The organism is Psychrobacter sp. P11G3, from assembly GCF_001435845.1.
Taxonomy (GTDB): Bacteria; Pseudomonadota; Gammaproteobacteria; order Pseudomonadales; family Moraxellaceae; genus Psychrobacter.
Map to the genome: position 1 here is coordinate 696,031 of NZ_CM003596.1, position 15,234 is coordinate 711,264.

Consider the following 15,234-nt stretch of genomic DNA (forward strand, 5'->3'; position numbering starts at 1 on the left):
GTTTTTTTATGCCTAAAATAATACTAACTGCTTAATAATACTAATTATTTTACGATATTAAGCCCCACAACACTAAAGCATTTGACACCTAAGTGATTATTGGATAACATGAATTATATTCACTATTATTATGTATATGATGAAAAATAATAAACTTAAGGTTAGGCAGAAACTTGCTAATCCTAGTAAGGATGATTTGTATGTACATCCGTATGCTAGAGCTGCTTTATGTATTTGGCAGAGATTGAGACCTAAGACTACTTATATCAATACGAAGTTTTTGAATAACTTCTACCGTCCACCACTTCGCTTGGTTGATGGAGGAGACGGTGCTTTCTATTTCTTTAATGATTTCCAAAGAGTCGATCAGGCCTTAAGGCTCGAGAGTGATTACCCATGTTTAATCATCCCTGAAAGTATTAAAGATGTTCAGCAGCTCGCATGGATGGAGGTTATAGACTTGATATTCTTGAAAGGTATTCACCATCCTGATTTGTTTAAAGCGCTTAAACGTACTGCACCTCAAAGTGTTATATGTCAGCTAATGGAAATTAAGCAACTGACGGTAAAGGACTATTGCCATTTTGCAGGTATTAGCCAGAGTAGTTATGAATATCGCCAATGTAAGTTTGCAATAGAAGAGCGAGTTCTAGGTATTCCTCAAAGCATGAGCTGGTTGAGTGGTGCACCCTAATGAATATAAAGCAATTTGATAACAGCGAATTACAGAGGGTTTTAGATCATCTAGTGCCACTTGATTCACCGTACTGTATAAAAATACAGAGTCTGATTATTAATACTCTTGATATTAATCCAAGCTTCTGCCTACATATTGGTGAGTATGACAAAATAGATATACCATTATTTGAATCGTCTGAATGTGAAGCTATTGCCAGGAAAATCGTCAAAGAGAAAAAGATTGAAGATTGGGCAGTCACTTATATGCTGGTCTTGTTTTGCCAGAGGTATGGTCAAGCACGTAGTGATGATGAAGCATGGCAGTTTATGAGTGCATATCTGCAAATAATTATTATGATTGCTATACGTAAGGATGACCACTCCGCCAAAGTCAGTCAGCTAAGTGTGCGTCTAAGGATGGGCTTAAAAGACAATAATCCACAATCTAAGATTGTTATAAAACTGATTGATATCCATGCACAATATACTTCACTGACAAATGTACTAGCGGTTTTACGTCAATATGAAGCCCAGATAAGAGATGATGAAGAGTCAGGAAAAGTGGTTAATCAAAAGTTGGCTGGTAAAATTGGTCAAATAAGACTTGCCTATGAAGTGGTTGCAGAGAACAAAGCGTTTGTAGGTAAAACTTATACCAACTCACAAAACAATGAGCTTAGTAAAGAACACGCTAATAAGCGATACCTTGATAGTGCTGATGAGCCACTACGAGTCACAATATTTGGCATATCCCATAAAAATGATAACGTGGCGGACGCTGAAAATATTGCTGATGATGACCCGCCTGCGCTCTTAGATAATGATTTTAAGCCTTCCAGTACAACCGCTAAATCCTCTGAGTTGCAGCAATGGAAGCTAAAAAACAACTATCGACACGCCCGCCGTAATCAGTTTCATTTTCCTACTAATCTACGTCAACTAAGTCTACTGAGCTATCAGATGCTATTTGCTCGGGTGTGGCAGCTTTTTATTATTGTCAGTTATAAGCAGCGTCAGATTTATGCGGTCATATTACTATCACTATTAAGTGGTCGGAAGATTCAAGACGTGATTTATGAGTTAGAACTGGATAAAAGTCAGCGCAAGTGGTTGGGTTATGAGAGTGGGTCGGCTGCTGATAGTTATGCTATGAGTAATACTATTAACGTAACTTCGAATCGTAGAAGTCACTTATTGCCACATCGTCAAAGTCATGACAATGAATTTAAATTACCTCTGCCAGCTAGACTGCAAGCAGTTATTGAAAATAAGTTTTTGGTGGATAGCGATGAAGTGTCTGAAGTGCTGGCAAGCTTAAAAGTGCAACTAGAGCTACCAGTGTTATCGAATCAGCATATTGACGCTTGTTTATATACAGTTATAAAGAATGAGCTGCAAGAGCCTTTACATGCCGACATGATTACTGGGGTTGATGTGAAACACAGCTCGCCCTTGTATTACACTAGTATTGAGACGATAAGCTTAGAGAAGACCTACTACAGCGCTATACAGCTATTGACCAAATACTGTACTGCGGATAGCCAAGGTGAGCTGCGACAGCTTAGTATGTCTAGTACGAAAAGCAATCGGTATAAAAAATATATCGGTACTGACATGACTTTGAATACTGATATTTGTCAAAAGTTTTTTGATGAGCTTGCTGAGGCAGCTGAGAGTTATAACGGTCGATTAAAGCGGAACGTAAGCATAAGGCAGGACCGTTATATTGAGCAGTTTAATGCTTATGGCGTCTGGCTATGGCACATCATCTTTATTCAGACTGGGATTAGACCTGTAAAGCATGCGCCTGGGCTTTTAAATCAGTTTGATTTTAGGCAGGGGCTGTTATGGGTGTCGGATAAAGAAGAGCGTCATGGGCAAGGGCAGGGAAGGCTTATTCCTCTTAGTGATTTCTTAATCACAGCCATTCAAAACTATATTGAATATATCAAGCAATTTGCGGTCATGCATAATTCTATATATCCCAATGATCAATTTCCTATAAATAATATTTTAAACTCTAGTCAGCCCATCATTCAGCTATTTAGCCAAAATCCTAAAGGGTTTACCGGTATCACGCCTAGTAAGGTTCGCTATCAGATAAAACATTTTTTTAGTCACCAAGATAATTGGCTAAGACATCAATTACGTTCACTGCTAACGAATAGGTCTACTGAGCATTTGATCTGCGCCTTATATGGTCATGAACATCCAGATCAGGAGGCTATGCATTCAATGTCGTCATTATCCATTAATGAGCTAAAAGAGTTATCCACTGACTTAGATAAAGTTGCTATTCAGCTTAACCTACGACAAGTTGAGGTGAATATATATGGATAATGCCGTTGCCCATCAGTTAAGAGAAGAAAATAAAAGTAAAAGTCATGAAGCTATCAAAAATGAGGCTAAGGTTTTGATAGCTTCGTATGTTGATGATAATCACATACCCACAGGAAAAGACCTAACTGAATACTATCAAACCATTGGTAGCATACTTGAGGTGCATTTTGATACTGCGCACAGCTATTACTTAGCCAGACAAGGATTTTTAGAGTTTATTCGAAGTTATAACAAATTACATAGATTGAATTTAGATGAACCGGTTGTGCCAGTAATAGCAGAGCGTGATCATTTAACAATATCCTATGATTGGATGATAAATGGTGCTCAAGTAAGCCTTGCTAGCCAGCAAATGATTGAAATATGGCAACGAAAAAAAAGGTTTTCAAATAATGATTTGATTGAGTCAGCGCTCTACTGTAGCGTGATGTATGGAGGATTGAATGATGTAGATGTGTTAAAAGCACTGTATCAATGGCTCCTAGGCGAACGTGAGATATATCAATTGCAACTACCAGCAACTGATAAATTGCCAGGTTCAGGTATCATCGGCGAGAGTTTAGCGCTAATTTTATTAAGTATTGATGATGACAATTATGGTTGTTCTCATACGCAAGGTCATATTTTAAAGGATGTATCTACTACAAGCTTAGAGCGCTATGTAGAGTACATACCTGACGATATGACATTTTGCGTTCTATATGCGCTGAAAGATAAAAAGCTGAATAGAGAAGGTGTGAAATCGTTTGAAACCATTATTAGTGATATTTGTAAGAAGCTAAAACTACAAAATAAAGATAAAAGTAAACCGCATCTATCGCAATTAATAAAATACGCTGACTATCACTGGCGGCAGATGAAGGGTGCCGATATAGATAGTGCGCTGTCTATTGTTAGACACGGAAAAATTAAAACGACTGGCTTAACTACAAATAAGCTTATTAATTATAATCAAGAGGTGATTAAATCAAACCCACAGCCGCTCACTTGGTCAGAGTTATTTGTAGCAAGCTTTTCAGGATCAGACAAAAAAAGTACCAACAGTAGGGAATATCCAAGCTTTAGTAAAAATCTGATTAAAGAAGTTCAAGATGCCCTTAAGGGCAGTAAAGCCCCAGCTGTTATGCAAATAGAGCTGTTGCGGCAGGAGTTTACTCAACCTAATGCCACGCGTCTTTTAGGGTGGGTAAAGAGCTTGTTGAGTGATAGTAATAATAGACTAGATACCATCAGTAAATATTTAGGATGTATTGGTCGTGATTGGCTGATGCTAACAATGGATGAAAATCTTGATGAATGGTCTAACGAGGACTTTGAAGTTGTATATGAGGAGATCATTCAAAGTAAGATTAAGGATGGAAGAAAGCAATCTATTTTGCACAAAGACTCAGTTTTTAATGAAGACAATCTAGATACGGATGGTGATTTAGCTATCTATGCAGACGATGTATTAAGTCAAAGTATTATTGACAGCTCAACTATTGAGATTGTAGAGAAAAACAAAGTTTCAAGTTTATATAAGCTTAAAGATACTCAGAAGTTTACTTACGGCAGACTACGAGCTTTCCATGATTATCAAAAAGAGTTTTGTGATGCCCCATATGTATATTTTCCGTGGGGTAATAAGCGTCAGGTTGTGAAAGCGAACATGATATCACCTCGAATATATCATGCGATGAAAGAGTATCTCGGCACCTCAGATTTAGACTATGAGCAGAAAAACCTTTGCTTAGTAGTCTTAAGTCTTGCGTATCGGACAGGAATGCGAATTAAAGAACTTACCGGTGTTAAAGTTAATGATATAGCGGACATCTATATTGATGAGCATGGACAACGAATAGAACAGCCGCAAATATGGTTAAGACCAAATCGCTATCGGAGATTGAAAAGTAGCAGCGCAAGCCGCCTTATACCGATTAACTGCCTGCTTAAAAAAGACGAGCTAGAACAATTTACTCAGTTATATCATCAGCAGAAAAGACTGAAGCGTCGTTACTTATTTTCTCAAGGTTCAGGTTATCAGCCGTTACCCAGTGTATTTTTTAGTAATCTTATGAAGTTAATCTGGGATAGATTGCTAGAAGAGCACGACTTAACATTTCACAGCTTTAGGCATACTGCGATTAGTCAGCTGGCGTTAGTACTAGGTAAGTCGCCATTGGCACAGGTGATGACTGATTACGATAATGAGCAGTGCGAAAAAGTAATAAAAGGCGTCCTTGGCTATCATAAAGAGCAGGGCGCCTGGTTTGGGCTGGCAAGCATTGCAGGGCATTTAACATGTGACACAACATTTGAGCATTATATTCATACTGCTCATCTGCTGGCAGGGGAGCGGCTGAGTAACGCTTGCTTGAAGCTACCTATAACAGTTTTAGAGTTAATAACTGGACTTGGTTACTCTGCTATCTATAGACAAGACAAAACTGCTTATGATGCAACGACAAAGACGGTGCAGTTAGATAAGATAAGGCCATATTTACTTAAAAAAATAGCTGTTAATAAAATACCATTATTTAAGGATGCAGATGAACCTAATAGCAATGCTAGCCAGCAACTGTTAAACGGTAATTTGAATGAATTTAGGATGAATGCAAATTCAATTTTCATTCATCCTAAATATGCGGACGTCATAGGTTTTTTAGAGGAGCTGCAGGAGTTAAAAGAAAACTCTCGAGATAAGCTGTTACCTGAAGTTGCTATTAGACATGGTATAAGTCTAAATGAATCTAAATGTTTATATCTGCGCGCTAGTGTGGTGTTCGATGACGACAGGCTATTACTAGGTAGGCCTAAAGGTAGTAAAAACCAGGAAATAATAATTAGAGCATTAGATAGAGCATATCAGATGTCTATAAAGGATCCTGAGAAGTTGAGAATGTTTGTTGAGATATTTGCATATAAACATAACTTAAATAACTCATCGATTCATTTTGGTATTAAGGAAATCCAGCTGAAGATGCTACAGAGTTTTATGCTAGTAGGTTGTCAGCTTATTGATGCCAGTCATTGGCAGGTTAGGGCATATAGCGAGCAACTTGTAAGTGATGTTAAAAAAAACTTGAGTCTGAACAGCTCAATACGTGTCGGTGCTCGTGAGAGTTTTCATGGCTATGAGGTAAGGGTTGTACAGAAAAAGCGTAAGAGGTCAGAGAATAATATGGCTTTAACTAAAGACTATTATGCTTCATCAGGCGTGATCAAGTACTTAGGATATTTGTTGATGGTATTAGTAGCTAACTAAGAGGAGGAGCCCATCTCAGATTCTGGTAGAACCCCAACATTAATTATCAAGTCATTTTATTTACTTTATGCGCAGTACTAACAATCATATTTGCTGCTTGTGTAACTTCTGCTTCAGTAGTCATACGACCCACACAAATTCGTAATGTCGTTTCAGCTTTTTCTTTATTTATACCTATTGCTTTTAAAAGTGGAGGGTATTCCCGATTCAACCCATCACAAGCTGAGCTAAGAGAAAAGGCAAGATGGGGTTGTAGGTTGTTCAATAACTGAACACTATCTACACCTGATATTGCAAGATATAAGTTTCCTGGATGGCGGCTCTCAGCATCTCCAATAACTTCAACATCAAGTTTTTTGCTTAAGTTTTCGAGGAGTATTTGGCGTAGCTGCTTGAGCGATTCAGCTTCTACCTCTTTATTCTCGCACATTATCTCAGCCGCTTTTTGAAAGCCGATTATTAAAGGAGTAGCGAGAGTTCCAGCTCGTAGTCCATCTTGCTGTCCGCCACCCACAATCATAGGCTCAAAGTCAGGGTTTTGTAAGTGTTTGGAGTAAAGTAGACCAATTCCCGAAGGGCCATATATTTTGTGAGCAGATAAAGTCAGGAAATCCACATCTAGATCCAAGCAGCTGATAGGTAAGTAGCCTGCTTGTGAGGCATCTACGTGAAGAAAGACATTGTTCTGGTTGCATATCTCAGAGATAGTGCTAATAGGTTGGTTTGTACCGATAACTCCATTTGTCATGGCGCAAGATACCCAGAGTACATCATTGTGATATAAGTGATGCTCAAGATTTTCGAGGTTAATTTTACCGTTATCATTTAAGTCTATATATACCAGGTTTAAATTCAGTTTTTTAGAGATAAGCTCTAGGGGAGCTAATACAGACTTATGTTCTAAATAACTGGTTAAAATAGTGTTAGCATTCGGCTTTAGACCTTTAGCAATCTTGATACCTGCGGTAATTGCTAAGTTATTAGCTTCAGTTGCACCCGACGTAAATATAAGCTCATCCTCAAAACAATCATAAATTTCTGAAAAACTCTCCAAAGCATCTTTAATAACTTGTTCTTTAGACCATCCAAAAGCATGGTTAACTGAGTGGGGATTACCAGGCTGAGTCCATAATTCATTCATTGCTTCAACGACTAAAGTATCGCATGGAGTATGTGAGTTGTAATCTAAGTATATGTTTTTCATAGAAATTATAAACATCCCAAGTATTTATATTGAATATTATTATCGTTTTTAATCTTACATAACTATATTATCATGATACAATAATCTTCATTGGAGAGTTCTCCCAATGAAGAAATGCTTATATTATATAAATAAACTGGGTTGATAAAATTTTATGCGTTATTTTGCCTCTTTGATTAAAAATATTAAACCTACACTTTCTGGTCACGATACATTTCCTTTACGGTATGGATGGATAAAAAAGGCATACGATCAGATTGAAGCTCAGCCTGATGTCAACAATGTATTCTCTCAGGATACTGCTATTGCAGATTTTGGCGTAGGTAAGAATATGCTTAATGCTATGAGATTTTGGTCGACTCATACCGCTATGCTTTATAGAGAGGATAGTGCTTACAAAAATACCCATAAGGGATTAGGTGCCGATCAATTCTCTGATCATAACAATATAGACGCAACTAAGCATGTTAACAGCTTTTATAATGCTGAAAATTTTCTTAGCGATAATGGACTTGACCCTTACTTAGAATCACCATCGACTATCTGGTTACTTCACCACTGCCTAGTAACGAACCCTAACTTAATAAGTTATTACTGGTTCTTTAATATCAATACAAAGTCGGAACTCACAAGAGAGGACTTTGCGAGACTTTTGAAAGAGTTTATGAGAGATCATAATCTATCAGTCCCATCAGAGTCTACTATAAAGCGTGATATTGAATGCTTTATCCAAAATTATACGACAAAACGTCGCAAGGCCAATGAAGATTTCGAAAGTACCTTAGAGGGTCCTCTCGTTGAACTAGATCTTTTAACCCGTGTTAGCAAACAAAGTATTAGGGCGTTAAGAGGTGAGAAGAACTCTCTAACATTGCATGTGTTTGTATATGCTCTCATTAACTTTTGGAAAGTACATAATGGGGCTGCAGATACTCTCTCTTTAGAAATGTGTACCCTTGATGAGTGCTCGCCAGGTCGAGTGTTTATGTTAGATGAGGAGGCTATTATTGGATTCGCTGAGCAGTTGCAAGACTCAGACTACTCTTTAGCTTGGACACAGTCTGCAGGTATTAGACAGTTTCAGGTTACTGATGACAGTGATTTAGACGATATATTAGAGCAAAGTATACGCTTTATGAAAGACGAAGATTATAGTCGATAATAAAATCACAAAATAATAATTAACTGTATTTTATAACTAATAATAGAGTCATTTGAAACTATGAATACTACTCAGCAATCAGAAACCTATCTTGTTGACGCCATTGAAAGAAATGAGTTTTTTCAGCGTTCGGTTAACATTACTTATGACCATGGCAATTTAGAGGCCCTCGAAAACTTTTATTGTCCAATATCCTATGAGCAAACCATTATTAAAATGATGCAGCACATAGAGCAATCAGGGCAGGCCGCATTTACTTGGACGGGTCCTTATGGATCAGGTAAATCGAGTCTCGCTATTTTCTTACAAGCTTTAATTAATAGTAATCCCCAGGTTGTTGAAGCAGCTAGAGCCAAACTAAGTGATAAGAATAAAGAATTAATTATTAAGCATTTCAGCCCTGAACAGCATCAATGGCATGTCTTAAACTTAATTGGTCAGACTACTGCACCAGAGCGGTTGTTCATTGAAGCCTTGGACTTAAAAAATAGTGCGACTACAGAAGATATTTTACAAGCTCTTGAAAGCCGCATTGATAAAAATCAGCGTTTACTGATTTTTATCGATGAGCTAGGTAAGGTATTTGATGGTGCTGCTAAGAGCAGCCGCCCAGAAGATATTTACTTTCTCCAGCAGCTTGCAGAGTTTGTAAGCCGCACTCAGGGTAAGATGCTATTCATTGGCGTACTGCATCAGTCATTTATGGCGTATGCACGCCAAGCAACCGCTAAAACACATGACGAGTGGCTTAAGATCCAAGGTCGTTTTGTTGATTGTGCTGTGACATTATCAGTTGACGAGCAAATTCATTTAATCAGTCAGGTAATTGAGGTAAATGACTCAGACTTATTGGATATTCGAGCTAACACTAAATTTTCGAGCCAAGTCGATACCGTAGTTAATAACATTGCAAGCAACCGTAAGACTGACTCAGAGAAAATGACTGAGCTGCTAACGAATGTATTCCCGTTGCATCCATTAGTTGCAATACTGGTATGTCAGTTGTCTAAGAAAAACTTCGGTCAAAACCAGCGTAGTATTTTCTCATTTTTAATGTCAGCCGAGCCTAACGGTTTTGGCTATTATATTAAAAATACTAAACTAGATAGCTTTACTGTTTTCACACCAGAAATGTTCTGGGATTATTTAGATAGCAACCTAAATAGCACTATTCAAGCTTCAGAGTACGGTAAGCAGTGGCTATTGTCTCAAATGGCTGTTAATCGCTATGAAGAGTTGAATGGTGAGATGGCAGTGAAACTGATTAAGACTGTTTCACTAATAAGCATCTTTGCAGATGGAACTGGTATTCATGCAAGTCCTGAGTTACTTAAGGGCATACTTGCGGCTAATGATAAAGAGCTTGAAGGTGTTGTATCAGCGTTAGAATCAGCATCTATTATCTTTTATCGTAAGTTTACTCAGTCTTACATGTTAAGTGAAGGTAGTGATTTTAACCTAACTGATGCGATTAAAGAGCAGCTACAAGACATCAATACACTCCCATTTGAGCACTTGGAGCAGTTTGAGCCAGTTGTTGCTAAAGCTCATTATCAGCTCATAGGAAGCCTGCGCTGGATGCAGGTTAAGTTATTACCTGCTACAGACTCAATAAAAGACACATTGCTTAAACTACAACAGGAAGTTGATGCTTCTTTAGTGGGTTATTATTGTTTATTAATCCCAAAAAACGATGACGAATTAAAGCTAGCTTTAGAAGTTTGTGAAACTGTATCAAGCTCTGATGAGTTTAATCACATTGTAATTGCTGTCCTTGATAGCCATACCACTATCATTGATATGCTTAAAGATAAAATTGCACTTAGCAATATTTTGAAAAATGAAGAGCGACTTCTAAACGATAAAATCGCTCGGCAAGAGACAGAGGGGCGTCTAGTTGAAGTTGAAGATGCGCTAAATAGAGTGCTGGACAAGAGCTTAAGTAACTCGAAATGGTACAGCAAACATCTTGTAGAAAAAGGAGTTTTACTCAACAGATTCAAATTATCATCACTTGCCTCATCTATTGCTGATTATTATGTAAGCAAATACTTTGAGTGTAATAATGAGCTTGTTAATCGTAATAAACCCTCTCCAAGTGCCAAAGGTGCTATTCGAGAGTTATTAAAGCGTATGATTGAGAATAGCGATGAGCCTAGCCTTGGGATAGAGAAATTCCCACCTGAAAAAGGCGTATATGAGTCTGTTATTGTAAAAAATGGTCTACATGTATCAGAAGATGGAGAGAATTATTATTTTTCTGAACCATCAAATGAACGACTTAAGGCTGTTTGGAGGCGAGCTGATGAGGTTATTTCGAAAAGCGAGGGTGAGCTCGTTTCTGCTCAACAGATATATGATGCATGGTCAGAAGCGCCATACGGTATTAAAGCTGGTCTACATGATATTCTATATATCGCCTACATATTATCAAGACATAGCGATTTAGCTAACTATATCAATGGAGAGTATAAGCCTACGGTCCAATACTTATTAGCTGAATACTTAATTAAAGTGCCAAAGGAAGTAGGCGTTCGAGAGGTTTCCTTCCTAGAAGGTACACAGTCTTGGATTCATGTTCTAAGAGATCGATTAGAAGAGGAGTTTGGTTCTCGCTTAAAATCTAAGATTGAAGACGAGCCCCTGCCTATTGCTCAAGCTTTAGTCAGTGTTTTCTTTAACATGCACCCTTGGATACAGCGTACTAATGAGCTGTCTGTGAAAACTAAGCAGCTTCGTAATATCTTAAAGCAAGCCAATGATCCTAATCAGCTTTTATTTGATGACCTACCTAGGTTTTTCAATGCTCGTGATAATGATGAGCAGAAGGTAGAGAAAATCATTCAAGGTTTATATGAGATGGATTATAAGTATCCAACTCTAGTGAGTGAAATAAACACTAAGCTTTTAGACTTCTTAAAGGTCAAGTATGAAGAGCTAAATCCATTCGCTGAGATTAATAAACGTTCTGAAGCATTGTTTGGCCGTTCAGGGGATTACTTGCTAGACGCTTACATCGCACGCCTGGTTAAGTACAATGGCTCAATGAATGATTCTGAGAGCTTAATTAGCCTATTAGCTGGCAATAAACCCGCTAAAAAGTGGATTGACCAAGATATTACAAGAGCCCTACAGCAAATCGCTGCGTATAGCTTCCAATTTTTAGAAGCAGAGGTTAACGCTGATGTGAACTCAAGTCCAGATAGGCAAAAAGTAGGTATTATTACTAAGTCACCAAGCTCTACTACTAGCCAAGTGCGTGAAGCTCATATTACCTCTAAGAATATTGAGGAAGTCACAAGCAGGGCTAAAGAAATTGCTCAGTCTCTAAAAGAAAGCGGCTTAGACTTAAATGACAGAGTTGCAGTAATTGCGAAGTTATTAGAAAGCTTCGAAGATGACTCAATAGATGAAAAAGAGGAATCGTAATGGATAAGGTTAAACATGTATTAGGAATTTCTGGCGGCAAAGATAGTGCGGCATTAGCTATTTATATGCGTGATAACTACCCAGAACTAGATATCGACTACTTTTTTACTGATACCGGTAAAGAGCTTGATGAAGTATATGAATACCTATCTTATTTAGAAGGGTACTTAGGTAAACCAATTCAATATATTAATCCGGATAGAAATTTTGATTTTTGGTTGACTCAACATAATGACTACCTACCATCACCGCAAGCACGGTGGTGTACAATCAAAATGAAATTAAAGCCATTTCAGGACTGGGTTCAAGGCTTTTTAGATGAAGGGTATGAGGTGCGCTCCTATGTTGCCATTCGTTCTGATGAACCGTACCGTACTGGCTACGACTCAAGTGATGAAAAACTAATTGTTGAACTACCTTTTCGAGAAGATGGTGTCGACAAGGCTGGCGTGATGGATATCTTAGAGAACTCAGGTGTTGGTTTGCCAGCCTATTATGAATGGCGTACTCGAAGTGGCTGCACATTCTGCTTTTTCCAAAGAAAAATAGAGTGGGTAGGGCTTTTAGAACGTCATCCTGAAGCTTTCAAGGAAGCTATGGCATATGAAAAAGAGGCGTTAGCTAACCAGTCTCCATTCACTTGGTCTGAACGTGAGTCATTAGAAGAGTTAAGTCGACCCAAACGAGTGGCTGAAATTAGAGCTGATCATGAGAAGAGGCTTGCTAAAATGAAGAAGCGGATCAAAGTTAATCCGCTTCGTCCGGATGGCGAGCCTGAACTGGATATGGATGATATCTATGGTCAAGGCAAGGTTTGTGTTATGTGTCATAAGTAAAACTATCGAATAATATTGACTATTAATTGTAATGTTCTAAACTGTTAACTTGTGTAATATAAGTTAACAGTTTTTTTATGGGCGAAAAGTATGGATCTTAAAGGTGCTGAAATTAGAAAGTTTAAAGAGATGGGACGTATTATTAATGACAATAGCAATAAGCAGTACCCCTTAAAAGTTCCGCACTATCAAAGACCATACAAGTGGGCTCCAGAGAATGTTGAGAAACTAATTACCGATTGGTTTAATCATGAAGAAAATAGTGATTATTTCTGTGGATCAATTGTAACAGTGATACATACTGATCAACCTCATGACTTAATCGATGGTCAACAAAGATTTACAACATTGTTTTTGGCAAATTTCGTAAGCCTGATGACTCTTCGATCATTGGTATTATCAACACTAAAATACCAAGGCTATGCAATGCGTTTTATTACACTCTATGATGAAATGTTAGGTAGCCTACAGCACGTTATACTTCTAGATTCTGATGATAGCAGTCCTACTTCATTATCAGGCTTAAGCAAGATAAAAAATATAATCATAGACGAGCTGAGCAATGGAAATCTTGATGCTGCTATCGAAACATTTAATAAATATTTCTCAATGACAGAAATTCGTAGCCTATTATGTAATAGAACCCTAAACCTCCAATACGATAGAAGCTCATTCAATACTTCACTTATAAAAGTAATGTGTGCACTTGATATTAACTTGGAAAACGAAAAAGATATAAACTTCTCAACAGATTTAGATGAGGACCAAATACCTTATTCAACTAATGAGCAAACATATGTAAACTCAATAAGAACTATATTTGAGAGTATTAAGAATAAAACTAACTCTGAGATTAAGTCTCCCTCTCATATTAAGTCAATACAAATGGCTATAAGTTTTAAAGATATAATCTCAGAGTTTATAGATGATGTAAAAGTTTGTATTGTTCAAACCGGTAATCCTGATGATGCCTATACGTTGTTCGAAGTATTGAATGATAGAGCTCTAGCTCTAGAAGACTTAGATTTAATAAAGAATGAGTTTTATAAGAATTACGTTTTAAAAAGTGATTCAAAAGTTGGTGAAGAAGAGAAAGATAGGGTATTACAGGAGCTAGATGATAAGTGGGTCAATGAAATATTTAATAAGACTCAAGACTACGAAAAGAAACTTATTACTTTTTTAGCTGTTGGATATATTACTGGATCAGAAAGTATAAAACATGACAACTCAAAAGGTTTTAGGGATGCTCTAAAAAATTACTTTAACATGTATGATTCGAACAACCGTTATGACCAATATAAGATAGCTAAAGATTTTAATGTTTTTCTAACTTGTAAGAAACTTATGGAGATTTTTTCCTTAAAATACCAAAAAAAGGATCTAGTTGCCTTGCAAGCAGAATATAGTACAGAAACATCAGAAATTTATAAAACTGTACATTTACTCTACGCAAAAGATCAGTTTGGTGTACTTTTAGGGCTAACAAACTTTATTTTCAGGAACATTGAGTCTATTAGTCCAGACTTTGAAATATCTAAAGCCAAAAATGTTTTAGAGGAGCTTTTAAAAATAAATCACCCAGGTAGTGGTCTAAAATATATTGATCTGCATAATACATGTACTACTCAGTCCAAGAGTTTGTGGAAAGTTGCTATTATGGCTAAAGACTACAAAGCTCCTCGTAGTTTTGCTATTTCATTAATAAATCAGCATTTTTTAAGCTCTTCTAAAGTTAGTATATGTAGTATTAGTGTTGAGCTAAACAGTCAGCTAAATAATGAATTTGAAAGCTGGCTAAGAAGTTGGAGATATACCTCTAGCAGTAAGAATACACTTTCTATTCGAATTCTTTTTGCAAGACTAATTAAAATGAGTCTAAATAGATCTACAATGAAGTTAACAACATCTACTATTGCAAATACCATAAGCCAAGCAGATGTGGCTGAAATGCAGCTTGACCATATTGAGCCTATTAAAGTTAACTTTTTAGCAGAAAATAAATATTTTAAGCATATAGATAGAGAGAGGTTTGTAAATGAGTTAGGCAATATGATGCCTTTGCCAGGAGCTCAGAATCGTGATAAATCTAACCAACCTGTTATGGAAAGTTTTAAATTTTTTGAGAAAGCGGGCTTAGAAAATCATTTTATTTTAACTCAGACTAGAAAATTATTTGAAGAGAACAAAGTACCATCTACTGATAGTTTAGATTTTTATATACCGACTGAAGGTTTCTTTGAAGAACGCAAGGAATTTTTAATTGATATGTTCAAACAAGTTGTGAGTTGAAATTAGAACGTATACTACTAAGAGCTTGTTTCTAAATTTTATAGGTTTG

The 15,234-nt window shown here is 37.0% G+C and carries 8 protein-coding genes; 7 read left to right on the plus strand and 1 reads right to left on the minus strand.

Annotation, left to right across the window (positions count from 1 at the left end; translation table 11 throughout):
* Positions 1-136 precede the first annotated feature (136 nt).
* From AK824_RS02860 to AK824_RS02870, 3 genes are read left to right on the plus strand one after another with little or no spacing between them, the layout of a single operon-like run.
* Positions 137-694 carry a hypothetical protein gene (locus tag AK824_RS02860; RefSeq protein ID WP_057758653.1) on the plus strand — a complete coding sequence of 186 codons (558 nt, stop codon included), beginning with the start codon at positions 137-139 and terminating at the stop codon, positions 692-694.
* Positions 694-3,018 carry a hypothetical protein gene (locus AK824_RS02865; protein WP_057758655.1) on the plus strand — a complete coding sequence of 775 codons (2,325 nt, stop codon included), beginning with the start codon at positions 694-696 and terminating at the stop codon, positions 3,016-3,018. Before AK824_RS02860 ends, AK824_RS02865 begins: the two co-directional genes overlap by 1 nt.
* Positions 3,011-6,262: a site-specific integrase gene (locus tag AK824_RS02870; RefSeq protein WP_057758657.1), complete on the plus strand. Its 3,252-nt coding sequence runs from the start codon at positions 3,011-3,013 to the stop codon at positions 6,260-6,262. The genes AK824_RS02865 and AK824_RS02870 overlap by 8 nt, the downstream gene beginning before the upstream one ends.
* 46 nt (positions 6,263-6,308) lie before the next feature.
* Here the strand turns inward: AK824_RS02870 and AK824_RS02875 are convergent, their stop codons facing one another.
* Entirely contained in the window at positions 6,309-7,466 is a 1,158-nt protein-coding gene (locus tag AK824_RS02875; protein ID WP_227511194.1) for a cysteine desulfurase family protein, read from the minus strand.
* A 154-nt stretch (positions 7,467-7,620) separates the two neighbouring features.
* Between AK824_RS02875 and AK824_RS02880 the strand changes: the two genes are divergently transcribed.
* The 4 genes from AK824_RS02880 (at position 7,621) to AK824_RS02895 (ending at position 15,185) form a co-directional block, all read left to right on the plus strand.
* Complete coding sequence (locus AK824_RS02880) at positions 7,621-8,628, plus strand: DUF4007 family protein (protein WP_057758660.1); 1,008 nt, start codon at positions 7,621-7,623, stop codon at positions 8,626-8,628.
* Between the two features lie 60 nt (positions 8,629-8,688).
* Complete coding sequence (locus AK824_RS02885; RefSeq protein ID WP_057758662.1) at positions 8,689-12,057, plus strand: hypothetical protein; 3,369 nt, start codon at positions 8,689-8,691, stop codon at positions 12,055-12,057.
* The gene (locus tag AK824_RS02890; RefSeq protein ID WP_057758664.1) at positions 12,057-12,893 is read left to right on the plus strand and encodes a phosphoadenosine phosphosulfate reductase domain-containing protein; all 837 of its coding nucleotides are present in this window, start codon (positions 12,057-12,059) and stop codon (positions 12,891-12,893) included. The genes AK824_RS02885 and AK824_RS02890 overlap by 1 nt, the downstream gene beginning before the upstream one ends.
* A gap of 90 nt (positions 12,894-12,983) precedes the next feature.
* Positions 12,984-15,185, plus strand: coding sequence for a DUF262 domain-containing HNH endonuclease family protein (locus AK824_RS02895; RefSeq protein WP_057758666.1), 2,202 nt, complete (start codon positions 12,984-12,986; stop codon positions 15,183-15,185).
* Positions 15,186-15,234: the final 49 nt, after the last annotated feature.

Bases quoted from the DNA above. Each gene is read 5' to 3' on its own strand.
- AK824_RS02860 (WP_057758653.1), top strand. From the start codon at position 137: ATGATGAAAAATAATAAACTTAAGGTTAGGCAGAAACTTGCTAATCCT.
- AK824_RS02865 (WP_057758655.1), top strand. From the start codon at position 694: ATGAATATAAAGCAATTTGATAACAGCGAATTACAGAGGGTTTTAGAT.
- AK824_RS02870 (WP_057758657.1), top strand. From the start codon at position 3,011: ATGGATAATGCCGTTGCCCATCAGTTAAGAGAAGAAAATAAAAGTAAA.
- AK824_RS02875 (WP_227511194.1), bottom strand. From the start codon at position 7,466: ATGAAAAACATATACTTAGATTACAACTCACATACTCCATGCGATACT.
- AK824_RS02880 (WP_057758660.1), top strand. From the start codon at position 7,621: ATGCGTTATTTTGCCTCTTTGATTAAAAATATTAAACCTACACTTTCT.
- AK824_RS02885 (WP_057758662.1), top strand. From the start codon at position 8,689: ATGAATACTACTCAGCAATCAGAAACCTATCTTGTTGACGCCATTGAA.
- AK824_RS02890 (WP_057758664.1), top strand. From the start codon at position 12,057: ATGGATAAGGTTAAACATGTATTAGGAATTTCTGGCGGCAAAGATAGT.
- AK824_RS02895 (WP_057758666.1), top strand. From the start codon at position 12,984: ATGGATCTTAAAGGTGCTGAAATTAGAAAGTTTAAAGAGATGGGACGT.